This window comes from Streptomyces atratus (genome assembly GCF_014648655.1).
GTDB classification, from domain to species: Bacteria; Actinomycetota; Actinomycetes; order Streptomycetales; family Streptomycetaceae; genus Streptomyces; species Streptomyces atratus.
Genome location: NZ_BMRN01000016.1, coordinates 59,548 through 82,873, shown reverse-complemented (window position 1 = coordinate 82,873; position 23,326 = coordinate 59,548). Strand labels below are relative to the sequence as shown.

At 69.2% G+C, this 23,326-nt stretch carries 17 protein-coding genes and 2 pseudogenes; 11 read left to right on the top strand and 8 right to left on the bottom strand.

Annotation, left to right across the window (positions count from 1 at the left end):
• Window positions 1-5: 5 nt before the first annotated feature.
• The 4 genes from IEZ15_RS24625 to IEZ15_RS24610 all read left to right on the top strand — a co-directional run bounded on the left by IEZ15_RS24625 (window position 6) and on the right by IEZ15_RS24610 (window position 3,464).
• Window positions 6-605, top strand: a complete 600-nt coding sequence (locus IEZ15_RS24625; protein ID WP_229846093.1) for a hypothetical protein — start codon at window positions 6-8, stop codon at window positions 603-605.
• A 77-nt stretch (window positions 606-682) separates the two neighbouring features.
• Entirely contained in the window at window positions 683-1,213 is a 531-nt protein-coding gene (locus IEZ15_RS24620; RefSeq protein ID WP_229846092.1) for an Rv1363c family protein, read from the top strand.
• Between the two features lie 273 nt (window positions 1,214-1,486).
• On the top strand, window positions 1,487-2,227 hold the full coding sequence (locus IEZ15_RS24615; protein WP_189279394.1) for a hypothetical protein: 741 nt from the start codon (window positions 1,487-1,489) through the stop codon (window positions 2,225-2,227).
• A gap of 22 nt (window positions 2,228-2,249) precedes the next feature.
• Window positions 2,250-3,464: a lytic transglycosylase domain-containing protein gene (locus tag IEZ15_RS24610; protein WP_189279393.1), complete on the top strand. Its 1,215-nt coding sequence runs from the start codon at window positions 2,250-2,252 to the stop codon at window positions 3,462-3,464.
• Here the strand turns inward: IEZ15_RS24610 and IEZ15_RS24605 are convergent.
• On the bottom strand, window positions 3,447-4,514 hold the full coding sequence (locus tag IEZ15_RS24605; RefSeq protein WP_189279392.1) for an ATP-dependent DNA ligase: 1,068 nt from the start codon (window positions 4,512-4,514) through the stop codon (window positions 3,447-3,449). The genes IEZ15_RS24610 and IEZ15_RS24605 overlap by 18 nt on opposite strands.
• A gap of 98 nt (window positions 4,515-4,612) precedes the next feature.
• Between IEZ15_RS24605 and ligD the strand changes: the two genes are divergently transcribed.
• Together ligD and IEZ15_RS24595 are read left to right on the top strand one after the other, a co-directional pair.
• Window positions 4,613-5,623, top strand: a complete 1,011-nt coding sequence (gene ligD / locus IEZ15_RS24600; RefSeq protein ID WP_189279443.1) for a non-homologous end-joining DNA ligase — start codon at window positions 4,613-4,615, stop codon at window positions 5,621-5,623.
• A complete protein-coding gene (locus IEZ15_RS24595; RefSeq protein ID WP_189279391.1) occupies window positions 5,620-6,699 on the top strand; it encodes an ABC transporter permease in 1,080 nt (359 codons plus the stop codon). The genes ligD and IEZ15_RS24595 overlap by 4 nt, the downstream gene beginning before the upstream one ends.
• A gap of 12 nt (window positions 6,700-6,711) precedes the next feature.
• On the opposite strand, the gene IEZ15_RS24590 is transcribed toward IEZ15_RS24595, so the two are convergent.
• The gene (locus IEZ15_RS24590; RefSeq protein WP_373302614.1) at window positions 6,712-8,865 is read right to left on the bottom strand and encodes an OmpL47-type beta-barrel domain-containing protein; all 2,154 of its coding nucleotides are present in this window, start codon (window positions 8,863-8,865) and stop codon (window positions 6,712-6,714) included.
• A gap of 74 nt (window positions 8,866-8,939) precedes the next feature.
• Window positions 8,940-11,378: a ThuA domain-containing protein gene (locus IEZ15_RS24585; RefSeq protein WP_189279442.1), complete on the bottom strand. Its 2,439-nt coding sequence runs from the start codon at window positions 11,376-11,378 to the stop codon at window positions 8,940-8,942.
• Window positions 11,379-11,729: 351 nt separating this feature from the next.
• Here IEZ15_RS24585 and IEZ15_RS24580 point away from each other — a divergent pair, with 351 nt between their 5' ends.
• Window positions 11,730-12,824: a multicopper oxidase domain-containing protein gene (locus tag IEZ15_RS24580; RefSeq protein ID WP_189279389.1), complete on the top strand. Its 1,095-nt coding sequence runs from the start codon at window positions 11,730-11,732 to the stop codon at window positions 12,822-12,824.
• Between the two features lie 5 nt (window positions 12,825-12,829).
• On the opposite strand, the gene IEZ15_RS24575 is transcribed toward IEZ15_RS24580, so the two are convergent.
• Together IEZ15_RS24575 and IEZ15_RS24570 are read right to left on the bottom strand one after the other, a co-directional pair.
• Window positions 12,830-15,043, bottom strand: coding sequence for a DEAD/DEAH box helicase (locus IEZ15_RS24575; RefSeq protein ID WP_189279388.1), 2,214 nt, complete (start codon window positions 15,041-15,043; stop codon window positions 12,830-12,832).
• Window positions 15,044-15,140: 97 nt separating this feature from the next.
• Window positions 15,141-15,685: pseudogene (locus tag IEZ15_RS24570) on the bottom strand (IclR family transcriptional regulator); the annotation flags it as partial.
• On the opposite strand from IEZ15_RS24570, the pseudogene IEZ15_RS44980 reads away from it, so the two are divergent.
• Window positions 15,603-16,312 (top strand): annotated as a pseudogene (locus IEZ15_RS44980) (LLM class flavin-dependent oxidoreductase). The pseudogenes IEZ15_RS24570 and IEZ15_RS44980 sit on opposite strands and share 83 nt — an antisense overlap.
• A 63-nt stretch (window positions 16,313-16,375) precedes the next feature.
• Here IEZ15_RS44980 and IEZ15_RS24560 read toward each other — a convergent pair.
• Window positions 16,376-17,242: a hypothetical protein gene (locus IEZ15_RS24560; protein WP_189279386.1), complete on the bottom strand. Its 867-nt coding sequence runs from the start codon at window positions 17,240-17,242 to the stop codon at window positions 16,376-16,378.
• A gap of 328 nt (window positions 17,243-17,570) precedes the next feature.
• Between IEZ15_RS24560 and IEZ15_RS24555 the strand changes: the two genes are divergently transcribed.
• The 3 genes from IEZ15_RS24555 to IEZ15_RS24545 all read left to right on the top strand — a co-directional run bounded on the left by IEZ15_RS24555 (window position 17,571) and on the right by IEZ15_RS24545 (window position 19,316).
• Entirely contained in the window at window positions 17,571-18,371 is an 801-nt protein-coding gene (locus IEZ15_RS24555; protein ID WP_114247799.1) for a VOC family protein, read from the top strand.
• A gap of 73 nt (window positions 18,372-18,444) precedes the next feature.
• Window positions 18,445-18,699 carry a WhiB family transcriptional regulator gene (locus IEZ15_RS24550; RefSeq protein WP_093896307.1) on the top strand — a complete coding sequence of 85 codons (255 nt, stop codon included), beginning with the start codon at window positions 18,445-18,447 and terminating at the stop codon, window positions 18,697-18,699.
• Between the two features lie 116 nt (window positions 18,700-18,815).
• The gene (locus IEZ15_RS24545) at window positions 18,816-19,316 is read left to right on the top strand and encodes a tetratricopeptide repeat protein (protein WP_189279385.1); all 501 of its coding nucleotides are present in this window, start codon (window positions 18,816-18,818) and stop codon (window positions 19,314-19,316) included.
• Between the two features lie 122 nt (window positions 19,317-19,438).
• On the opposite strand, the gene IEZ15_RS24540 is transcribed toward IEZ15_RS24545, so the two are convergent.
• Both IEZ15_RS24540 and IEZ15_RS24535 read right to left on the bottom strand, forming a co-directional pair.
• Window positions 19,439-20,413: an acyl-ACP desaturase gene (locus IEZ15_RS24540; RefSeq protein WP_093896254.1), complete on the bottom strand. Its 975-nt coding sequence runs from the start codon at window positions 20,411-20,413 to the stop codon at window positions 19,439-19,441.
• Between the two features lie 236 nt (window positions 20,414-20,649).
• Window positions 20,650-22,941 (bottom strand): ATP-binding cassette domain-containing protein, encoded by a 2,292-nt coding sequence (locus IEZ15_RS24535; protein WP_189279384.1) that lies wholly within the window; start codon window positions 22,939-22,941, stop codon window positions 20,650-20,652.
• Window positions 22,942-23,326: the final 385 nt, after the last annotated feature.

Below are 23,326 nucleotides of genomic sequence, written 5' to 3'. Positions count from 1 at the left end.
CGGCGATGGTGAGCACCGAGGAGAAGACCGAAGCCGGGGTGGAGGAGCCCAAGAGCCCGGAGACCGCCGGGGACGAGCCCGACGAGGCCGGAGAGTCCGGGTCCACCCGCCGACTGCGGCGTACCGCGGTCGTGCTGCTGGTCGTCGCCCTGGTCGTGGCGGGAGCCGGATTCTTCGTCCGCGCCCAGCAGGTGAGGGACACTCCCGCCACTGACAATCTGGCGCTCAGCGACACCGAGGCGACGACCCGCGTCGTGGGCGATGTGAGCAACGCACTGGGCAAGGTCTTCTCGTACGGTCCACAGGACACCGCAGGCACCAAGGAGTCCGCGAAGCAGCTCCTCGGCGGAAAGGCGCTGCGGCAGTACGCGGCTCTGTTCGGCCAGGTCGAGAAGCAGTCCAGGGACCAGAAGCTGACCCTCACCACGCATGTCGTACACGCCGGGGTCAGCCGGCTCTCCGGCACCGGCGCCCATCTTCTCGTCTTCCTCGACCAGGTCTACGAACGCCGGGGCAAGCCCGCCACCACGGCGGCCGCCCAGCTCTCCGTCACCGCCGAACTCCGGGACGGGCACTGGAGAATCGTGGACATCGCCTCCAGATAGCCAGGCGGCAGCCACCGCCACAGCCACAGCCCATCGGACATCCACCGCTCGGCTCAGCCGGCAAGGGAGAGACAGCAATGGCACGGGTACGGACGACGAAGAACCCGCTGGTGGTGGCGGCGATCGTGCTGACGGCCCTGGCGGCCGGCAGCGCGGCCCGGGGCGGTTGGTCCTGGTACGAGGCCGGGCACGACGACTCGGCCGGCTACGGGCAGACCCGCGACGACGCCCTGGCGGCGGGCGAGCAGGCCGTGCAGAACCTGAACACGCTCGACCATCAGAAGCTGGACCAGGGTCTGGACAGCTGGGAGGACTCCACCACCGGCGATCTGCACCAGCAACTCGTGGACGGACGCAGCGGGTTCGAGAAGCAGATCCAGGAGGCGAAGACCGTGAGCACCGCCAAGGTGCTGTCCGGTGCGGTCACCGAACTCGACGACCGGACCGGCAAGGCATCGGTGATGGTGGCCCTGCGGATCACCGTGACGGCACCGAGAGGAAAGCCCGCGGTGAAGGAGAGCCGGATGCTCGGCCGGCTCACCCGCACGTCCGAGGGGTGGAAGCTCAGTGCCCTCGGACAGGCGCCGGTCGGGAACACGGCCGGCTGAGACCGACCGGCACATGGGGGGCGGCGTCGCGGGACCGGGCACGCACTCCCCCAAGGCCTTGAGGGCCAGGGGGGACCCCCTCCGGCGTTGTCGTCAGTCGGCAACTCCCCCATGGCCCTGAAGGCATGGGGGGACCCCCTCCGCGTTGCCTCCCTCCTCCGCCTTGCAGCTGCACACACCCGGCCCCGCTCCTTCTCCCACCCCCATTTGCCGGTCGGTCTGAAGCCACCCGGTCCCATCCGATCCATTCCATCACCGAGAGGAACTCCGGACATGTCGACGACCCGCCACCTCGTGAACCGTCAGCGCCGGTTGGCGACCGTGGCCGCCGCGGAGCGCACGACAGCACCACCGCGAAGGAAAGGGCGGGCCGGCGAGGACGACCAGCAGTCCGTGGTCACGCCGGACCTCGAGGAGTCATCGGATCCCCGCGACGCAGATCGGACGGAGGAAGAGGAGGCAGGCGAGGCGCGGGGTGAACAGCCGCGCACCATGCCCCGCCCGCGGATCCGGCTCCCTGTCGTGCTCTGCGCACTCACCGTCCTCCTCGGTGCCTTCGCCGCCTGGTCGTTCACCGCGGCCGACGGGCTGCGCGGCGACGCGAGCCGCCGGAACACCGCACTCACCGACATCGGCCGTACCAGTGAGGTGAAGGGACAGATCTCCGAGGCGGTCGGTGCGGTCTTCTCGTACAACTACGCCGCCACCGTCAAGTCCGAGCAGGCGGCGAGGACTTACCTGGTCGGCAAGGCCGTTCAGCAGCACAAGGACATGCTCGCGGAGGTACGGGCGCAGGCGCCGAAGCAGAAACTCGTCCTCACCACGACCGTCACCGAGAGCGGTGTGGAACTCCTCGACGGCGACCGGGCCCGACTGCTGATCTTCGCCGACCAGAGCAACACCCGAACCGGCAAGTCGGACGAGACGACCTACGCGGCGGCCATGTTCGCCGTGGACGCTGTTCGCCGCGGCGGCACCTGGCGGATCTCCGCCATCGATACGTTCACCCAGTGACCCGGGGGAGAGGGGAGCACGCATGAAGTTCAACGGCACCATGCGCCGCGGAATCGGCGGCGCGGCAGCCGCGGTCGCCGCGATGGCCGCGCTCACCGCGTCCCAGGCACCGGGACTTGTCCGCCATGAACAGACCGCGAAGGAGCGCCAGGAGGCCGACGAGATCAAGTGGTCGCACGTCCCCAACGACGACTCCTACCACACCGAACTGCCGCCGATGCAGTCGCCGAAGCCGCCGAAGGCAGGTCTGAGGCAGAGCCCGGCCGTCGCCCGGTCCTGGGCCGAGGCGGGCATACCGGCCACGGTGCTCGCCGCCTACCGCAAGGCGGAGAGTGCGCTCGGCCGCACCGACCCCGGATGCCGCTTGCCGTGGCAGTTACTCGCGGCGATCGGCAAGGTCGAGTCCGGCCAGGCCGGCGGGGGCCGGGTCGACGCGCACGGTACGACGCTGAGCCCGATCCTCGGGCCGGTGCTCAACGGCTCGGGCTTCGCCAACATCCCGGACACCGACGGCGGCGCGTACGACGGTGACAGGACGTACGACCGGGCGGTCGGCCCGATGCAGTTCATCCCCTCCACCTGGGCCCATTGGGGCAAGGACGGAAACGGCGACGGCCGCCGCGATCCGAGCAACGTCTACGACGCCGCCCTGGCCGCCGGGTACTACCTCTGTGCCGGACCGCGCAATCTGTCGGTGAAGGCCGATCTGGACCGGGCGATCCTCAGCTACAACCACTCGGACACCTATCTGCGCATCGTGCTTTCCTGGCTGGAGTTCTACCGCAAGGGCATCCACCCGGTGGCCGACGGCAAGGGCCCCGTACCGAAGAGCCCCGGCGCGGGCGGGCCGAACAGGCCGACGCACCCGGTGGGCGGCCCCGGTGCCCCCGGCGGCGGCATCATCGTGGGCCCGCAGCCCGGCGGTTCGCCCGGCCCCTCGTCATCGGCGTCCCCGAAGCCCACCGGATCACCGACCGGTTCCCCGGACCCGAGCGGTTCCCCGGACCCCACCGATCCGGGCGGCTCCCCCGATCCGACCGACAGTGGACCGGCCTCCCCGGACCCCGGTACGTCAAGCCCCGACCCCAGTACCTCGCCACCCGGCCCGGGCTGTCCGACGGACTCCGCATCCCCCGATCCGACCGACTCGGCCGGAGCCACCGAGTCCCCGTCGCCCGACCCGGGAACGAGCGAGGACCCGTGTGCCACGCCGTCGGGCTCAGCGGCCGCCGGCTGACAGCACCTCGGCCAGGTCGTACCGCACCACCTCTTCCAGCTGCGCGTAGGTGCAGCTGTCCGGGGTGCGGTCCGGCCGCCACCGGCGGAACTGGGCGGTGTGCCGGAAACGGTCGCCCTCCATGTGGTCGTACGCCACCTCACAGACCCGCTCCGGACGCAGCGCCACCCACGACCGGTCCTTCTTACCGGACCAGCGGCTCGGCGTCCCGGGCAGCCGGGCGCGTTCGTGCGCCTCTGCGTCCGCCCAGGCCGCCCACGGATGGCCGGCGAATTCGATACGCAGCGGCTCCAGCTCAGCGGCCAGCTCCTCGCGCCGCTTCATCGAGAAGGCCGCACAGACTCCGACGTGCTGCAGTGCGCCATCAAAGTCGTACAGGCCCAGCAACAGCGAGCCGACGACCGGGCCGCTCTTGTGGAAGCGGTACCCCGCCACCACACAGTCGGCGGTCCGCTCGTGCTTGATCTTGTACATCACCCTGGTGTCGGGGCGATACGGCAGATCGAGCGGTTTGGCGACCACACCGTCGAGCCCCGCGCCCTCGTACCGTTCGAACCACTCCTGGGCGACCGCCGGGTCCGTGGTCGCCGGTGCGAGATGTACGGGGGCCGACGCACCGGACAGGGCCGCCTCCAGAACGGCGCGCCGGTCGGACTGCCTGATGGAGAGCAGCGAATCGTCGCCCACTGCCAGGATGTCGAAGGCGATGAGACAGGCCGGGGTCTGCTCGGAGAGCAGCCGCACCCGGGAATCGGCGGGGTGGATGCGCTCGCTGAGCCGGTCGAAATCCAGCCGGCCGTCGTACGCGATCACGATCTCGCCGTCGATCACACAGCGCGGCGGCAGATTGTCCCGGACGGCGGTGACCAGCTCGGGGAAGTAGCGGGTGAGCGGCTTCCCGGTGCGGCTGCCGATCACCACCTCGTCGCCGTCGCGGTGCACGATCGCACGGAAGCCGTCCCACTTGGCCTCGTACTGCATACCGGGCGGGATCTTCGAGACGGATTTGGCGAGCATCGGTTTCACAGGCGGCATCACCGGCAGATCCATGGCCCCGATTCTTGCCCAAGGGTGGACACACGTCTCCCGATATGCGGCATATGCGAGCCAGGCCTACCGTGACCGTCATGGGTGCAGCGGGGAAAGCGGTGGAGCTGGAAGCCGACGGACGGGCCGTACGGCTGTCCAGTCCGGACAAGGTCTACTTCCCGGAAAAGGGCTACACGAAGAGGGACGTGGCCGAGTACTTCCTGGCCGTGGGCCCCGGCATCACGCGCGCCCTGCGCAATCGGCCGACCACCCTCCAGCGCTTCGTGGACGGTGTCGCAGGCGAGTTCTTCTACCAGAAGCGGGCCCCGAAGAACCTCCCCGACTGGATCCCCACCGCCAGGATCGCGTTCCCCAGCGGCCGTCCGGCCGACGAGATCTGCCCCACCGAGCTCGCCGCCGTCATCTGGGCCGCCAACCTCGGCACGCTCACCTTCCACCCCTGGCCGGTCCGGAGCGCCGACACCGACCATCCGGACGAGCTGCGCATCGACCTCGACCCGCAGCCCGGTACGGACTACGCCGACGCGGTGAGGGCCGTCCATGAGCTGCGGTCCGTGCTCGACGACCACGCTCTGCGCGGCTGGCCCAAGACCTCCGGCGGCCGCGGCATCCATGTCTTCGTGCCCATCGAGCCGCAGTGGACCTTCACCGAGGTCCGGCGCGCCGCCATCGCCGCCGGGCGCGAACTGGAACGCAGGATGCCGGACCGGGTGACCACCGCCTGGTGGAAGGAGGAGCGCGGCGAGCGGATCTTCGTCGACTACAACCAGACCGCCCGCGACCGCACGATCGCCTCCGCCTACTCCGTACGCCCCTTTCCGCACGCCCCGGTCTCCGCCCCGCTGCGCTGGGAGGAGATCGACGACGCCGAACCGGGCGACTTCGACATCAGGACCATGCCGAAGCGCTACGCCGAGGTGGGCGACGCGCACGCGGACATGGACGAACACGCCTTCCGGCTCGACAGGCTGCTGGAGCTGGCGGACCGGGACGAGCGGGAGCGCGGCCTCGGCGACCTGCCGTACCCGCCGGAATACCCGAAGATGCCGGGCGAACCGAAACGGGTCCAGCCGAGCAGGGCCCGGCACGACGAGGACGGCGATGCATGAGCGCACCCGACCTGGAGCCCGTCACCCCGCGAGGGGAACATGCCCGGCCCCCGGCTCGCGGTGACCGTTGGGCGGCGTTCAAGGCGTCCCCGTATCTGCCCGCCCTCGTGCTCCTGTTCATCATCGCGGCCGCAGCCGGTCTCTTCGCGGGCTCCTACACGTACGCGATGGCCAACCCGACCCCGCGCAACATCCCGGCCGCCGTGGTCGGCCACCTCGACACCCCGCGCGACAAGGTCTTCCTCGACCGGCTGGAGGGCGCGCTCGACACCTCGCTGGTGCTGCACGAGTACGCCACCGGGGCCCGGGCCCGCATCGCCCTGGAGGAGCAGAAGATCTTCGCCGTCCTGCGGTCCGAGAACGGCGGGGTCGGCCTGGACGTCGCGAGCGCGTCCGGAGCGTCGGTCGCCCAGCTGCTCGCCGAGTCCACGCTGAAGGTGGGGCAAGCGGCCCATGTGCCGGTGAAGGTCACGGACGTGAAGCCCTTGCAGCGGGGCGATCCGCGCGGCCTCGCTCTCTTCTACATCTCGCTCGCCGCGGTGATCGTCGGGTTCGTCGGCGCGATCCAGCTGAGTGTGCACGCCAAGGCGTTGGAGCCACTGGAGCGGGTCGCGTTCACCGTCGCCTACGCCCTGCTCGGCGGGTTCTCCATCGCCGCCGTGGTGGACTGGCTGCTCGGCTCCGTCGACCTGCCGTTCGTCCAGTCGTGGTTCATCCTCGCCTTCACCATGTTCACCACGGGCATGGTCTTCACGATGTTCAACACCCTGATCGGGCGCTGGGCGATGATCCCCACCTGGGGACTGATGGTGATGCTCGGAAACCCGTCCTCCGGTGGTGCGGTGTCCTGGCCGCTGCTGCCGTCGGTGCTCGGCTTCATCGGCCGCTGGCTTCCCCCGGGCGCCTCGGTCAACGCCCAGCACGCCGCCGTCTACTACCAGGGGCACCAGCGGGTCTTCCCGTACCTGGTGCTCACCGGATGGGCGCTGGTCTCCTGCACGGTGTTCTGGGTATGGCGCCACCGGCACCCGGGAGGCCGTGACCACATGCCTCAGCATGCGGCCACGGCCACCTGATGCCGGTCCGGGCTACAGTTCCTTGATCCGGATGTCGCGGTACGAGACCACGTCCGTGGTGCTGTGGACCTGGAGTCCGATGTAACCGGAGGCGTACCGCCGGCCGTCGGTGCCCGGGTCGTCGCCCCGCGGCGGCTCGAAGACCTGGCCGCCGTTGTTGTCGAACTCGTTCAGCAGGACACCGTTGCGGTAGACCGAGTAGTGCTGGTCCACCACCCGGATCTCGTAGTCGTTCCAGGTGCCCTTGGGCGTGACTCCGGCGCCGGCCAGACCGATCCGGTCGAAGCCGTAGACCGAGCCGGTCTTGTACATGTCGCCGTCCGGACGGTCGAGGATCTGCACCTCATGGCCGTACTTGATGGCGACCCACTCCGGACGCGACTCCTCCGGGTTGTCGTGGACGTCAGGGAAGCGGACGAACACACCACTGTTGGCGTTGCCCGTGCCGGGGGCGTCGTCCCGCCACTGGAGCTTGAGCGAGAAGTCGCCGTACTGCCGGCCCGGGAACCAGAGCATGCCCATGCCGTCGACAGCGGTGGAGCTGGTGATCGTGCCGTCCGGGTTCAGCCCGAACTTCCCGCCGCCGACCTGCTGCCACTTGGCGAAGGACTCCGCCGTGCCGTCGAAGAGCTTCTTGTAGCCCTCGTCCTGGCCCGGCATGCCGATCCCCGACTGCTTGGCCGCCCGGTAGATCTTCTTGTGCTCACGGGCGTCGATCACACCGGCGGCGAGCAGCTTGTCGAGGACGCTGTCGACGTGCTTGAGGAACAGCGCGTGCGACGACCAGTCCTTCTCGTCCTCGATCAGCTCATTGATGGTGCAGCGGTTGCCGGTGATGCGGTTGGGGACCCCGGTGTCGACCGTGCCGACGATGACGGTGAGCCGCTCGTCGAACTCCGGGCAGTTCGGCGCCGGTACGCCCCCGCTCTCCGCGACGGTGAACGACACCTGCTTGGCCACGGAGGTGTTGCCGGCCTTGTCCGTCGCCCGGTGGGCGACGGTGTGATAGCCGACGCGGTCGACGATGACGGTGGTGGTGTACGCGAGGTACGGGCCGCCGTCGAGCGAGTACTCGACCTTGTCCACGCCCGACTCGGCGTCGGTCGCGGTGACCGTCACCTTGGCGCTGGTGATGTACGCGTTGTCGGAGTTCTTGTCGCCCTTGACCTCGGCCGAGGTCTCCGGCGGCGTCTTGTCCTGCGTCGGCGGTGCGACGACCGTGAAGTCGACCGACTTCTCGGCCGCCGCGTTGCCGGCCTTGTCGGTGGCCCGGTAGCGGACCTGGTGCGTGCCGGTCTCGTGCACCATCACGGGCGCGGTGTACGGCTGCCAGGCGCCGTCCGCCCCGGTCGCGTACTCGATGGTGTTGACGCCGGACCCGGTGTCGGAGGCGGTCACGGTGACCGTCGCCATCCCCAGGTACCGCCCCTGGTCGTCCTTCTCACCGGACACGGTCGCCGAGGTCTCCGGTGGCGTCCTGTCGTCCGTCGGCGGCGCGGCGACCGCGAAGCCGACCGACTTCTCCGCTGCCGTGTTGCCCGCCTTGTCGGTGGCGCGGTACCGGATCGTGTGCGTCCCGACCTCGTTCACCACGATCGGTGCGGTGTACGGCTGCCAGGCGCCGTCCGCCCCGACCGCGTACTCGACGGTGTCGACACCGGAGCTGTCGTCGGTCGCCGAGAGAGCGACCGTCGCCTGACCGATGTACGCGCCGTCGGCGTTCTTGTCGCCGTCGACCTTCGCAGAGGTCTCGGGCGCGGTGGTGTCCGTACCGCCGCCGTCCGTCACGGTGAGAATGCCCTGCATCGCCTCGTGCCCCGGCATGGTGCAGCGGTAGAAGTACCGGCCGGGGGAGAGCGTGACCTCGGCGGTGTGCCTGCCGCCCTGGTCGTCGGCCGGGTTGGCCAGGATGTTCAGCGTGACGTCGTTGTTGAACTCCGGGTCCGAGACGATGAACGTGAGGGTGTGCGGCATCCCCGTGGTGTTGCCGGTCGCCGCGCTGTTCTCGAAGACGATGGTCGCCTTGCCGGCCACCGCGGTCTTCGGAGCGGACAGATAATGGTCGATGGGGTCGCCCGCCGTCCAGGTGAGGACCTGGTCGGCCGCCGCAGCGGCGGGAGCCGCCGTACGGCCGTAGGCCGCCGTCGAGGTCAGCCCCAGCACCATCAGGAACGAACCCAGCAGGGCGAGCCACAACTGCTTGGGCCGGTACCGCTGTCGCGAGAAGACCGAACGGTGTCTCACTGCACTGCCGCCTTCCTGGCCAGATCCTCGGCAGCCGGGGTCGGACCGCCGCCCTTGTACGTCACACGCCACAGCGCGGACTTGGAGTCGGAGGTGAAGAAGCCGCGCCCGTAGTCGAGGACGTACAGCGAACCGTCCAGGGCGAACTTCCAGTCCATCAGGTTGCGGATGCCGTCCGCGCCGACCGGGATGATCTTCTTCAGGGACTCGGCGTGCGTGGGCAGACCGCCCTTGCCGACCGTCTTCGGGTCGGTGAGCACGGCGTGCCGCGGCTGGGTGCCGTCGTAGAAGTCACCGACGAACCACTTGCCGTCCCAGTAGGAGGGCCATTTGTCGGCGCTGGTGCTCGCCGCGTCGTACCGGTAGACCGGGCCGTTCATCGTGGCCTGACCGCCGCCCTTGAGCCACGGGAGCAGCTGCTTCTGCTCCTCCACCTTGTAGCTCGGGATGCCGTTCGCGTCGCGCGGATAGTCCACGCCACCGCCCTGCGGCGAGTACCAGATGGTGTTGGACGTGATGGGCGGCAGGTTCACCAGGCCGTCGTTGTTCGGAGACTCGTTCTTGGGGTGGTCGCAGTCGTACCAGCCGAGCGGCGTGCTCGGGTCGGGCAGATTGCGGTCCCGGTAGGGCTGCTTGTTGCCCATGCAGTACGGCCAGCCGTGGTTGCCCGCCTTGGTGATCGCGGCGAACGTGTCGTACTTGGCCGGACCCCAGGTGGTGCTCGGCGAACCCGCGTCGGGGCCGACCCAGCCCGCGTACAGCGTGTCGGTGGTCTTGTCGACGGAGATCCGGGCGGGGTTGCGCACCCCCATCACATAGATCTCGCCGCGGGTCTTGCCGCCGCCTTCATCGGGCTCCTTGCCGGTGAAGAGGTTGCCCTCGGGCAGTGTGTACGTGCCGTCGTCCTCGGGGTGGATCCGCAGGATCTTCCCGTTGAGGTTGTTCGTGTTGCCCGCGGTGCGCCGGGCATCGGCGAAGGAGACGCCCTTGTAGTTCGGCTGCGGGTTGTTTCCGGAGTAACCGTCGCTGAATCCGGAGGAGTTGTTGTCACCGGTCGCGATGTAAAGGTTGCCCTTGGAGTCCCAGGCCATCCCGCCGCCCGCGTGGCAGCAGCTGTGGATCTGGACGGGCCAGTGCAACAGCACCTTCTCGGAGGACAGATCGAGCTTGTTGGTGGCCGGATCGAGGGTGAAGCGGGAGACCTGACGTACCGCCATCTGCTTGTCGCGGTCGATCTTCGAGTGGGGTGTGTAGTGCAGATACACCCAGCCGTTCTTCTCGAAGTCCGGGTCCAGCTCGATCCCGAGCAGCCCCTCCTCGACCTTGACCAGTTCGTCGCCGCCACCCTTGTTGCCGAAGATCGTCAGCTCACCGGCGAGGGTGACCTTCTTGGTCTTCGGGTCGTAGACATGGATCTGTCCCAGACCCTTGCCGATGTCCGGGTTGTTCCAGTCGATGACGACCGGCTTGCTGCTGTCGGCGCCACCGCGCCCGATGTACAGCACCCGCCCGTCCGGGGCGGCAACCAGGCCGTGCGGCTCGCCGATCTGGTCGTTGTGGCCCGGCTGATTGGGCTGGGTGACGCGCTCCGCCTTGTAGTTGGAGGTGATCGTCGCCTTGCAGTCGGCCTGCGAGATCCGCGTCGTCCAGTCGAGCGCACCCCGCAGATGGTCGCGGAAGTCGGTCTCCGCGAAGCTGTCGGCCGTACCGCCCATCGCCGTGTAGAAGGACCTGCCGCCGTCGTAGTCCCGGCACCAGGAGACCGGGTGGTCCCAGCCGTTGGCGCTCGCGCCCGGCTTGTACGTGATCTCCCGGACGCGCGCCACGGTGTGCACATCGCCGGACGGGTTCTTCGTCCAGTTAAGCCACTTGTCCGGGCGCTTCCACTCCAGCGGAAGATTCTTGGTCGCCGGATGTTGCCGGTCTCCGATCTCAACCGTCGCACGCTGCACGGTGGTTGGGCTGCCGGCTGCCGGACGGGCTCCGATCAGGCCGGTGAACCAGTCCGAGTAAGGCTCGGTGCGCGCCGCGTCGTGGATGCCGAGGAATCCGCCGCCCGCCTCCATGTACGCCTCGAGACCGGCCTCCTGCTCCGGGTCGAGCACATCGCCGCCACCGGTCAGGAAGACGACGGCGTTGTACTTGCCGAGCTGCTTGCCGTTGGTGAAGACGGCCGGGTCGTCGGTGGCGACGGTCCGGAACCGACCGGCCTCCGGCCCGGTGAGCCCGATCTTCTCGATCGCCGCGATCCCGGCGTCGACGGTCGGGGACTCCGCGGTGGCGGAGGCATGGAACACCAGCACCTTGACGTTGGCGCCGCCCGGCGGCGACGGCAGGGACAACGTTGTCGCAAGGCTTCGCGGCGGTTCCGGATAGGGTCTGGCGCTGGCGGCGTTGCCGCCGAGCAGGGAAGCGGTCAGTGCGCCGGCCACCAGGGCCACCGCAAGTCCGCGTCGCGATCTGGACCTGTGATGTGGTGTGCGCTGCATGTGGTCACCCACCCCTCTTTGGTCACTGCAACAGCGGATGAAGCTAGACCTCTTTTCGCGGCTCGCCAATAGCTATGGCAGCAATGGCACGAACTTTGTCCTGGGTGTGGATAAACAAAGATCCCCCGGCTACGGTGTGGGCCGTCCGGGCGGCACGTGTGCCCTGCCAACCTCTGCTACCTCTGAAGCCGCCGCAATCCCCGTAACCTCCGTAACCTCCGCGGTCTACGCAGTCTCCGCGTTCTGGGCAAGTTCGCAAAAACTCCGTAAATTCCTTAGTGCAGTGGGGAGTTCGACATGGACAGAAGGAGCTTCAACCGGCGGATTCTGGTCGGCGGTGGAGTGGCGGCAGCCACCGGAGTGACATCGTTGTCGCTCGGTACGATCGAGGCCAGCTCGGCGGAACCCCCGCCCAAGACCGCCCCGGCCGGAGGTGTCGTCCGCCATCTCAAGCTGTACGCGGAGAAGCTGACGGACGGTCGGATGGGATATGGCCTGGAGAAGGGCAAGGCGTCGATCCCGGGACCGCTCATCGAGATCAACGAGGGCGACACCCTGCACATCGAGTTCGAGAACACCATGGATGTGCCGGCCAGCCTTCATGTGCACGGCGTCGACTACGACATCGCGAGCGACGGCACCCGGCTGAACAAGAGCATCGTCGAACCGGGCGGCACCCGCACATACACCTGGCGCACCCATGTGCCGGGCCGGCGCAAGGACGGCACCTGGCAGCCGGGCAGTGCGGGCTACTGGCACTACCACGACCACGTCGTCGGTACGGATCACGGCACCGGCGGCATCCGGAAGGGCCTGTACGGTCCGGTGATCGTCCGGCGCAAGGGTGACATCCTGCCGGACAAGACGATCACGATCGTCTTCAACGACATGACGATCAACAACAAGGCGGCCCACGAGGCACCCGACTTCGAGGCCACCGTGGGGGACCGGCTCGAAGTGGTCATGATCACGCACGGCGACTTTTACCACACGTTCCACATCCACGGTCATCGCTGGGCGGACAACCGGACCGGTCTGCTCACCGGCCCCGACGACCCGAGCCGCGTGATCGACACAAAGATCGTCGGCCCGGCGGACTCCTTCGGCTTCCAGGTCATCGCGGGCGAACACGTCGGCGCCGGTGCCTGGATGTACCACTGCCATGTGCAGAGCCACTCCGACACGGGCATGGCCGGACTGCTGTTGGTCGCCAAGGCGGACGGCACCGTGCCGGGGTACGACCCGCACGACATGACGACCCACGACAAGCCCGCGCAGGACAAGCCCGCGCAGGACAAGCCCGCGCCGGACAAGACCGCTTCGGGTGACACCGTGCCGGGCAAGACGGCGAAGGAGTCGGCCGCCCACGACACGGCGGCGCACGGGTCCTGACGCAGTCAGTTCTCCGACACCGCTCCGGCTGCTTCGGCCGTGCCAGTGGCGAGGCGCAGCTGTTCCTCCTCGACGATGCGTCGGGCCAGAGCCCCGTCCGACACATCCACGGCGTCCGGCGTCGTCTCGGCGACGTCGCTGCGCCGTGCGTACAGGTCGAACAGCCGCTCCTTGCGGGCCAGGATGTTCAGCATCCGCTCGTCGACAGTGTCGGCCGCGAGGAGCCGGTGCACCTGGACGGTCCGTATCTGGCCCATCCGATGGGCGCGGGCCACCGCCTGGTGCTCCATCGTCGGCTTGATCTGCGGTTCGCAGATGATGACGACGGAGGCGGCCTGCATGTTCAGTCCGACACCGCCCGCCTGGATCTGGCTCAGCAGGACGGCATGGCCCTCGACGGCACCGAACCGGTCGATCACCTCCTGGCGCCGGGCAGCCGGGAGACTCCCCGAGAGCGGCCCGAACACCCCCGTCCCCAGGGCCTGTTGGACCGTGAGCAGCACTTCTCGGAAGTACGAGAACACGACGACCTTGAGGCCATTGTCCGCGGCCTCTGCGACCAGCTCGCGCAGCCGGTTCAGTTTCGCGGACGTGGCGGGCCGGGCGTACGCGGCCCGGCGCATGCGCATGAACTGCCCGGCGCCCACCGCCTCGCGGTAGGCATCGAGATCTTCCTCGCTGAACTCCTCCCACTCGTCGACCTGCACCAGCGCCGGGAGTTCGGTCAGCACATCCTCCTGATTGCGCCGCAGATAGGCCGGGGCGACGGCCCTGCGGAACGCGTGCGAACCGGCGGCCCCATGGGTGGTGTGGATCGAGGGCGCCAGTTCGGGCTGAAGATGGCGGACGAGGCTGCGGAACTCCTCGACCCGGTTCTCCATCGGCGTACCGGTCAGGAACAGCACCCGTTCGGTGCGTTGCGTCCAGCCGGACACCGCCCGGGAGCGGCGGGTCTCGGGGTTCTTGACGTAGTGCGCCTCGTCGACCACCAGCATGCCGGGCCTCATGCCGCAGTCCCGGGGGGCCGGCAGGGTGTGCAGGGCGTCGAACGTGGTGAGGGCGACTCCGCCGGTCTCGCGCCACTCGGCGAAGGCGCCGTGCCGCTCGGGGCCGTGCACCGGCAGCGCGCGCAGGGTGGAGCGGGAACGGACCTCGCGCGCCCAGTTGATGAGCACGCTCGCCGGGCAGACCACCAGGAAGTGTGTCTCGCCCCGCGCGGAGAGGTGCGCGAGCGCGGCAATGGCCTGGACGGTCTTGCCGAGCCCCATCTCGTCGCCGAGGATCACCCGCTTCTGTGCGAGCGCGAACCGGGCGCCGAACGACTGATAGCCGCGCAGGGAGACGCGCAGATGGGCGTCGTCCAGCCGCAGACCGCGCACCCGGTGCGCGATCCCGGACGGGAGGAACCCCTCGGCCGCGTCCCGGTCGGGGTTGGTGCCCGACATCTCTGCCAGCAGGCTGTAGTACTCGGCGGACCGCAGCTCGAAGTCGACCCACGCCGCGACGTCCGAATTCGCCTCCCGCAGCAGATCGACCGACACCTGCCCGAACAGCAGGGGAAGCCCGCGCGCAGCCGCTTCGGCGACGGCAGCCCGTACCGAGGCGACGGCCTCCAGCGCCTGGGCGCGGGCGTGGCGCCGGGTGAACAGCATGCGCAGCCGCCCCCGCGCAGGCCCAGCCGCGGTGAGCAAGGGCTCAAGACGTCCGATGAGCCGGCCTGCCGCATCGACGGCCCGGCGGACGTCCGGACCGGCCTCGACCAGCCGGTGCAGTGCGGTGACCAGTGCGGTCGTGGATTCGTCCGGGGTGTCCACGTCTATCCGGACCGCGACGGTGTCCCGTACCGCGTGGGCGATTTGCCCGGCCGCGGCCAGCGCCTGGTCGGCGGTCTGAGAGCCGACCCCGGGGATCTGGCGGAGCTCATAACGGTTTGCCTCGTGGACCTGGCCGACGGTCGTGAAGCCGGCCTGCTCGACCGCGCCGAGCCGCAGTCTGCCCTCGGTGACGTCCTTGAGTCTGGATACCGGGATGGCCGACAGTTCGCGACGGATGAGCGAGTCGAGCAGCGGAGTCAGCGCCGTGTGCACCGCATCGACGGTGCGGGCATGATCGGCCAGCACCGCGCGCGCCGTGTCCAGCAGCCGCTCGGCCTGCGCCAGCAGTTCCCGGGCGTCCCTTCCCGTGGGCGCCCCGGCCTCCGTCGGTCCGGCCTCTGTCATGTACGTTCCTCTGTCCGCGCAGCCTGGCTGCCGTCCTGCCCGGCACCTGCCCCGGGCGATTCATATCGTGCCACGCGGCGCCGACAGTGCCTTCGGTTCAGGGCGTGGGCGGTCGGCGTTCCGCCGGGGACAGCAGCAGGACCTCCAGGGCCCGGGCACAGGAGCGGGCCTGCGACAGGAACCACTCGGTGCGCGCTTTTGTGATCACCGACGGCGTGGCCCGGACCGCGAGAGCGAAGCGTGCATGCCCGGCGCCGTCCAGCACCGGGACCGCCAGGGTCCGTACCCCGTACGCCGACTCGCCGTCGTTGAGCGCATAGGCGTCGGTCCGTACCTTTGCCAACTCGGTCTCCAGCGCGGCCGGTTCGATGATCGTGCGTCGGTGAACGCGGGGAGCGGAGGGTGCGAGGAGGGCCCGCCCTCGCCCGGCCGGGCCCAGGCCCGGAGCACCTTGCCGAGCGCGGTGGAGTGCAGCGGCCTGCGCAGCCCCGTCTTCGGAGTGACCGAGCCACCGGCGACGATCACGGCGTGGGGGCCGCTGCGCAGTGCCAGGTCGGCGGTGGCGCCGGTGCGCTCGGCGAGATCGGTCAGCTCCGGTGCGGCCGGATGCAGACCGCGCTGGTGGTACGAGAGCCGGCCCAGCCGGTCACCGTCGCCCGTGCCCGGGCCGGTGCCGCCGCGGATCAGGCGGCGTGACGACATGGCGACCGAAGTCCTCTGGTTCGGCGGCTCCTCCGACCCCGGTATCGAGATGGCGGCCCAGCACGTCGACACCTTCCTGACCTGGGGCGAACCTCCACAGCTGCTCAAGGAGAAGCTGGAGAATGTCAGGTCGCGCGCCGCCGCGTACGGGCGCACCCTCAGGATCGGACTGCGCCTCCACCTCATCGTCCGCGACACGGAGGACGAGGCCTGGGCGGCAGCGGACCGGCTCCTGGACGTCACCAGCGACGCGACGTACGCCCGTCGGCTCGGTGAGCGCGCGGGAGAGGACGGTGTGGGCTGGCAGCGCCAGTTCCACCAGCACGGCGGCAAGGTCCCGCGCACGCACGGGAGCTGGAGGTGCACCCCAACATGTGGCCGGGCATGAGTCTCTTCCGCCCCGGCCCCGGTACCGCGGTCGTCGGCTCGACGGCCCAGGTGATCGAACGCATCGAGGAGTTCGAGGACCTGGGCGTCGACACCTTCATCCTCTCCGGCAACCCGCTGCTGGAGGAGGCATACCGGGTGGCGGAGACGGTGCATCCGGCGCTGGGGGTGAAGGGCTGACGCGCGGCGGCCGACGTTCCGTACGGTGGCCGGGGGCCGCCGTACGGTACCGGCCCGGTTTCGTCAGCTCCTGGCGATGTCGAGCACCCACCAGTCCGTCCCCTTCCGCTCCCGGACGTGGATACGCGTGCCGCGACACACCGTGCCATTGTTCGCCAACGCGCTGCCGTCGGGCCGGACCAGCTGTGCGGACCCCTGCTCCGGCTCGACGGTCGCCTCAGTGATCCAGCCGTACGTCAGCGTGCTCACCCCGTGCAGGAACGCCACGCGCTCGTCATCGAGCGCGATGCCGCGCACGCCGCTCATCCGCGTCGTACGGACCCTCACGGTGCCGTCGGGGCGGACCTCGATCAGTGGGTAGTGCATGTACGGGCAGGCCCAAGCCGTCGTGCCGTCCACATTGAGCGCACCGCAGTCGGACATGTCGATCAGACCGGGCCCGGGGCTGAACGACCAGAGCGGTTCGCCCGTGCTGCTCCAGCGCCGCAGACCGGGGTGGCTGAGCGGATCGTCCCCGTACACCCCCTCGTCGAAGTAGCCCACCCACAGATCACCCGATGCGTCGGCCAGCAGATGCTCGATACCGTCGCCCATCCGGAACGTCCACGACGGCCGTCCGAGCGCGTCGAAGACCTGCACATGCTGCTCGTCGGCCTTGCTGCGGGCATCCGCGAGCACGAAACCGCCGTCGGGCAGGGCGTCCAGTTCGGGCCGGTACAGCTGGACCGCACCGAGGTGGGTCTCGTACACATGGCCGTCGTCCGCGGTGACGACCACGGCGTCGTACGGATCGACCGGCCCCGGCCCGGGCGCGCGCTCGCTGAGCAGCCAGTGTGTGCGGCCGTGGGCATCGACGGTGCTGTTGAACAGGTGCAGTCGCCTGTATGCGCGCGGCATGCGGGCGTACTCGGTCAGACGGACGGGCTCCATGGTGCTCCTCGGCAGATTGCGTGAACGGTCGGCTGCGGACATCCGCAGGGACCGGCGGCGCGTTGGCCGAGGGCCGGAGGAAGGGGCGCCTACGCGGCATGAGCCTTTCTGGTGGTCATGACGGAGATCATCCATGGGGCCGGTGCTCGTACGCAATGCGGCGGCGGATATTGGCCATCCGCGTGCCGTCCTTGTGCGGCGTACGGCGTACGGCAGCGCGGCCCGCCCGAGGGCCGCGGGCTGCGGTCGTCAGTGCCCGGTGCAAGACTCGGAACGTCAGGAAGGATCCCTGCCACCGCAAGAACGGGGCTCATCGAAGGAGCTCACCATGCTCACCACCCGTTTTGTCACCGGAGCGCCCAACTGGATCGATCTGGGCACGCCCGACCTCGACGGGGCCGTCGCGTTCTACACCGGTCTCTTCGGCTGGGAGTATCTGGCCGGAAGCCCGGAGGCCGGCGGCTACGGCATGTTCACGCTGGACGGGAAGACGGCCGGGGGCGCGATGACGGTCACCGAGGAGCAGGCGAAGCCGTCCTGGTCCGTGTACTTCCAGTCGCCGGACGCCGATGCCACGGCGAAGGCGGTCGAGCAGGCCGGCGGCAGTGTGCCGTTCGCCCCGATGGATGTCCTGGACTTCGGCAGGATGGCCGGATTCAAGGACCGGGCGGGGGCGTTCTTCGGCATCTGGGAGCCGAAGGAGAATCCGGGCCTCGGCGTGGTGGGGGTACCGGGCTCCCTGTGCTGGGCCGAGCTGTACACCCCGGACGTCCCGGCGGCCGCCGCGTTCTACGACTCCGTATTCGGTTGGGAGACCGTGCAGACGCCGTTCCCGGGAGGCGGTGGGTCCTATACCGTGATCCGGACCAAGGGCGGCGGCGAGGACGCGGGCTTCGGCGGTCTGGTGCCGCTCAACGCCGTTGCCGCACAAGCGGTCGCCGGGCCGCACTGGCTGCCCTACTTCGAGGTCGACGACTGCGACGCCGCCGTCGCGGAGGTGGAGCGGCTGGGCGGCAAACTGACGCTGGAACCGATGGAGATGGAAGGCGTGGGCAAGTTCGCCGACGTCGCCGATCCGGACGGGGCGGAATTCGCTCTGATCAAGAGCGCGCAGACGCCGGAAGGCTGACCGGAAGTTTTCGGCGCGCCGTATTGATGAGGCGTTGATCAGTCGTTTATCGCGACCGGGCACTGTGACTTCCATGCTGATCAACACCGCGGTCGACCCCGCGCTCGCCTGGCAGGAGACAGCGCTGTGCGCGCAGGCGGGGCCCGAGTTCTTCTTTCCTGCTCCCGGCAGCTCCACCCGTGAGGCCAAGCAGCTCTGCAACGCCTGCGAAGGGCGTGAGGCCTGCCTGGAGTACGCCCTCGCCAACGATGAGCGCTTCGGCGTCTGGGGCGGCCTCTCCGAGAAGGAGCGGGACCGGTTGCGCAGAACCGGTCGCGAACGGGCCTGAACCGACCCTGCCCGCAGGGCGATCCGGCCCGCCCGGGGCACCGGCCGCATCCGCACCTCCAGGCCGGAGCTCCCCCGGCCGGACGGGCACTGCCGGACGCCTGGGACGATGTCCGCATGAATGATCACGACAGGGACGCTCTGCTCGCAGCGGCGGTGCGGCTGCGCACCGACGGACGGCCCGAGGAAGCGAGACAGCAACTGCTGTCCCTCTCCGCCGCCTTCCCCGCCGATCCCGAAGTGGCCTACCAGACCGCCTGGGTCCACGATGTGCTCGGTCTGGAAGCCGAGGCCGTGCCGTTCTACGAACGCTGCCTGGACGGGACGGGGCTGTCGGAGGAGGACCGCCGGGGTGCGCTGCTCGGCCTCGGAAGCACCCATCGGGTGCTCGGACAGTACGAGAGAGCCGTCGAGGTCCTGCGCAGCGGTGTCGAGCGGTTCCCCGACGACGGGGCACTGCGGACGTTTCTCGCCATGGCGCTCTTCAACACCGGCGAGCACCATGAATCCGTGCAGCTGCTGCTGAGACTGCTCGCCGCCACCAGCGAGGACCCGCATGTGCGGCAGTACCGGCGGGCGATCGAGCACTACGCCCAGGACCTGCACGAAACGATGTGAGCCCGGCGTGGGGCGCTGTGCCCCGGCCCGTCGGTGGATTCAGGGTCGGACAGGCCCTCGGCCGCCGGACAGGACTGCGGAGCAGTGGCCCGGCCGGCGGCCGATGACAGCCGTGCGGGCCGTCAGGCCAGGGCGCGCGCTGCCAGCCGCGCCTTGCGGGCCGCCAGCTTCTCGTCGAACTTGGCCGCCTCGCTGTCCAGACCGCCCATGTACAGGCCCAGCTCCTCCTGCGCCTTCAGGCCGTCGGGACCCAGGCCGTCGATGTCGAGGACCTTCAGGTAGCGCAGCACCGGCTGGATCACGTCGTCGTGGTGGATGCGCATGTTGTAGATCTCACCGATCGCCATCTGCGCGGCGGCCCGCTCGAAGCCCGGCATGCCGTGACCGGGCATCCGGAAGTTGACGACGACATCGCGCACGGCCTGCATCGTCAGGTCCGGAGCGAGCTCGAAGGCCGCACCGAGGAGGTTGCGGTAGAAGACCATGTGCAGGTTCTCGTCGGTCGCGATCCGCGCCAGCATGCGGTCGCAGACGGGGTCGCCCGACTGGTGGCCGGTGTTGCGGTGCGAGACACGGGTGGCCAGCTCCTGGAAGGCGACGTACGCCACGGAGTGCAGCATCGAGTGACGGTTGTCGGACTCGAAGCCCTCCGCCATGTGCGCCATCCGGAACTGCTCCAGCTTGTCCGGGTCGACGGCGCGCGAGGTGAGCAGATAGTCGCGCATCACGATGCCGTGCCGCCCCTCCTCCGCGGTCCAGCGGTGCACCCAGGTGCCCCACGCGCCGTCGCGGCCGAAGAGGGATGCGATCTCGTGGTGGTAGCTGGGGAGGTTGTCCTCGGTCAGGAGATTCACGACCAGCGCGACCTTGCCGATGTCGGTGACCTTGGACTGATCGGCCTGCCAGGCCTCACCGTCCTCGAAGACGCCGGGGAAGTTCCGCCCGTCGGAGAACGGCACGTACTCGTGGGGCATCCAGTCCTTGGCGACCTTGAGATGGCGGTTGAGCTCCTTCTCCACCACCTCTTCCAGGGCGTACAGCAGTTGGGCGTCGGTCCACGCCTTCGGGCTGCCGAGGTGGGGAGCGGTGATCGTCACGGGGACTCCTGGGGACGGGAGAATTACCTACGGATACGTAGGTTACGAGACCGTAGGTTAAAGCGGCAGTAAGGCCATCGCCAAGCCGGCCCCCGCGATGCCCGATTACGTAACGTTATGTGCGCAGGTCGCGAGGGGTGTGGTGCCTGACAGTGCGCTCGACTGTCGGGCGCACCGAACTCCCTCATATCCATCAATGGGGGGACGTGTCGGGCTCTGTGGGCTCGGAAAAGTGCTCAGGTCCCGGCGCCTGGACGCTCCAGCCCCAGATCCCGGCGCAGATACTCGGCCGTGAACGATGTGCGATGATCGAGCAGCGCCGCCGGGGTCCCCTCGAAGACCAGCTCGCCACCGTTTCTGCCACCCTCGGGGCCGAGGTCGACCACCCAGTCCGCGCGCTTGAGCACCTCGAGGTTGTGCTCCACGCAGATCACACTGTTGCCCGCGTCGACCAGCCGGTCCAGCAGATCGACGAGCGTGCCGGTGTCCGCCATGTGCAGTCCGGTGGTCGGCTCGTCCAGAACGTACACGCTGCCTGTCCGGTGCAGCCGGGTGGCGAGCTTGATGCGCTGACGCTCACCACCGGAGAGCGTGCTGAGCGGTTGCCCCAGTGTCAGATAGGTCAGGCCGACGTCGTCGAGCGTGCGCAGCTTACGCAGCAGTGCCCGGTCGTCGAAGAGCTCGGCCGCCCGGGCGGCCGTCATCTCCAGTACGTCGACGATCGACGCGCCGCCCACCCGGTGCTTCAGCACATCGTCGTGGAAGCGCCGCCCCTCGCAGACCTGGCAGGTGGTGGTCACCGGGTCCATGAATGCGAGATCGGTGAAAATGATGCCGCGGCCCGAGCAATGCCCGCACGCCCCGGAGGAGTTGAAACTGAACAGGCCGGGATCGACTCCGTTCTCCCTGGCGAAGACCTTGCGGATGGAGTCCAGTGCTCCGAGGTACGAGGCCGGCGTGGAGCGGGACGACGCGGTGATCGCCCCCTGATCGATGACCACCGCGTCCGGGTACGCCGCCGTGAACACCCGGGAGACCAGCGTCGACTTGCCGGATCCGGCCACTCCGGTCACGACCGTCAGCACACCTTCGGGGAACGTCACGTCCACGCCCTTGAGGTTGTGTAGCGCGGCGCCCGTCACCGGCAGCCATCCGGTGGGAGAGCGGAAGGTCTCCTTGAGCGCAGTCCGGTGGCGCAGGCACCGGCCGGTGAGGGTGTTCGCCTCGCGCAACCGGTCCACCGGGCCTTCGAACACGACATGTCCGCCGTCGGTGCCCGCTCTCGGGCCCATGTCGACGATGTGGTCCGCGACGGCCATCACATCCGGGTCGTGCTCGACGACGATGACGGTGTTGCCCCGGTCGCGCAGCCTTACCAGGAGATCGTTCAGCCTGCTGACATCACGCGGATGCAGGCCCACGCTCGGCTCGTCGAAGATGAACGTCAGCCCGGTCAGTGAACTGCCCAGATGCCGGACCATCTTGAGTCGCTGCCCCTCGCCGCCCGACAGCGTGGTGGTCTCCCGGTCCAGGCTGAGATAGCCGAGCCCGATGCCCACCAGGCGCTCCAGCCGTTCGCGGGCGGCCGAGGCGATCGGACCGGCCACCGGATCGTCGATGCCGGCCAGGACGCCCACCAGATCGGCCACCTCCATCCGCCCGTAGTCGGCGACGGAGAGCCCGTCGATACGGGTGGCCAGCGCGGCCGCGTTCAGCCGGGCGCCGCCGCAGGACGCGCACACCGCTTCGGTTGTGAAACGCCGGGCGGCCTCGCGCCGCCGCTCGGAGAGCGACTCGGTGTCCCGCTTCAGGAAGAGCCGGGTGAACCGATCGGCGATCCCCTCGAACCGCATGTCCGCGGAAGCCGACTTCAGCTCCAGCCGGACGGTGAACCCACTTCCGTACAGGAGGAGTTGAAGTTCTTCCTCGGTGAACTCCGCGAGCGGCTTGTCGTTGTCGAAGCGTCCCGAACCGGCATACAGCTGCCACTCCCAGCTGCCCACCGAGAGCCCCGGCAGCAGCAGGGCACCCTCGTTGAGCGACTTCGTGACGTCGATCGCCCGGTCGATGTCGAGGCGGACCGTGCGCCCCACACCGTCGCACTCCGGGCACATCCCGCTGGGGTCGTTGAAGGAGTAGGAGGTCGCCGGTCCCGCACTCGGCGTCCCGCAGCGCGAGAACAACACCCGGATCACGGACCAGATGTCGGTCATCGTGCCGACGGTGGAGCGGGCATTGCCGCCCAGCGGCTTCTGGTCGACGACGATCGCCACGGAAAGGTCGTCGATGACGTCGGCATGGGGCCGTTCGTACTTCGGCAGCCTGTTCCGGATGAACCAGGTGAAGGTCTCATTCAGCTGGCGCTGCGATTCCACGGCGATGGTGTCGAAGACGATCGACGACTTGCCCGACCCGGAGACTCCGGTGAAGACGGTGATCCGCCCCTTGGGGACGGTGAGCGAGACATCGCGCAGATTGTTCGCGCGTGCCCCGGTGATGACGATGCTCCGGTCCGTGTTCCTATCCATGCCGCCGAAGCTAACCGCGATACCGGACAGCTTCTGTCTGGATTCTGCGGGCGATCGGGATCTTATGCGGGTCGGGCCGGCCCCCGTCGGCGGAGCGCTCAGAGCTGTCGGCGTACTCGGAGCGGGCGCGTACGGGGGCGCGGCGCACGGTCGGGCCGGGGCGCTCGGAGCAGATGGTCCGCCGCGCCGGACTTCACCGCGGAGATCAGCGCCCGCAGCGCCTCGATGGAGTCGCTGACGTAGGCGGCGGTGTCCGTGGTGGAGCCGCCGTACGCCTTGCCCTGGTCATCGAGTCCGAATCGGAAGCAGTTGGCGCCCTTGCTGTGAAGTCGCGCGATTCCTCGACCGGCAGTGCGAGCGCACCGACCTCGTCCCCCACCGATCG

Excerpts from the sequence above, each read along its gene's own strand:
- IEZ15_RS24625 (WP_229846093.1), top strand. The coding sequence starts at position 6 with ATGGTGAGCACCGAGGAGAAGACCGAAGCCGGGGTGGAGGAGCCCAAG.
- IEZ15_RS24620 (WP_229846092.1), top strand. The coding sequence starts at position 683 with ATGGCACGGGTACGGACGACGAAGAACCCGCTGGTGGTGGCGGCGATC.
- IEZ15_RS24615 (WP_189279394.1), top strand. The coding sequence starts at position 1,487 with ATGTCGACGACCCGCCACCTCGTGAACCGTCAGCGCCGGTTGGCGACC.
- IEZ15_RS24610 (WP_189279393.1), top strand. The coding sequence starts at position 2,250 with ATGAAGTTCAACGGCACCATGCGCCGCGGAATCGGCGGCGCGGCAGCC.
- IEZ15_RS24605 (WP_189279392.1), bottom strand. The coding sequence starts at position 4,514 with ATGGATCTGCCGGTGATGCCGCCTGTGAAACCGATGCTCGCCAAATCC.
- IEZ15_RS24595 (WP_189279391.1), top strand. The coding sequence starts at position 5,620 with ATGAGCGCACCCGACCTGGAGCCCGTCACCCCGCGAGGGGAACATGCC.
- IEZ15_RS24590 (WP_373302614.1), bottom strand. The coding sequence starts at position 8,865 with ATGGTGCTGGGGCTGACCTCGACGGCGGCCTACGGCCGTACGGCGGCT.
- IEZ15_RS24580 (WP_189279389.1), top strand. The coding sequence starts at position 11,730 with ATGGACAGAAGGAGCTTCAACCGGCGGATTCTGGTCGGCGGTGGAGTG.
- IEZ15_RS24575 (WP_189279388.1), bottom strand. The coding sequence starts at position 15,043 with ATGACAGAGGCCGGACCGACGGAGGCCGGGGCGCCCACGGGAAGGGAC.
- IEZ15_RS24560 (WP_189279386.1), bottom strand. The coding sequence starts at position 17,242 with ATGGAGCCCGTCCGTCTGACCGAGTACGCCCGCATGCCGCGCGCATAC.
- IEZ15_RS24555 (WP_114247799.1), top strand. The coding sequence starts at position 17,571 with ATGCTCACCACCCGTTTTGTCACCGGAGCGCCCAACTGGATCGATCTG.
- IEZ15_RS24550 (WP_093896307.1), top strand. The coding sequence starts at position 18,445 with ATGCTGATCAACACCGCGGTCGACCCCGCGCTCGCCTGGCAGGAGACA.
- IEZ15_RS24545 (WP_189279385.1), top strand. The coding sequence starts at position 18,816 with ATGAATGATCACGACAGGGACGCTCTGCTCGCAGCGGCGGTGCGGCTG.
- IEZ15_RS24535 (WP_189279384.1), bottom strand. The coding sequence starts at position 22,941 with ATGGATAGGAACACGGACCGGAGCATCGTCATCACCGGGGCACGCGCG.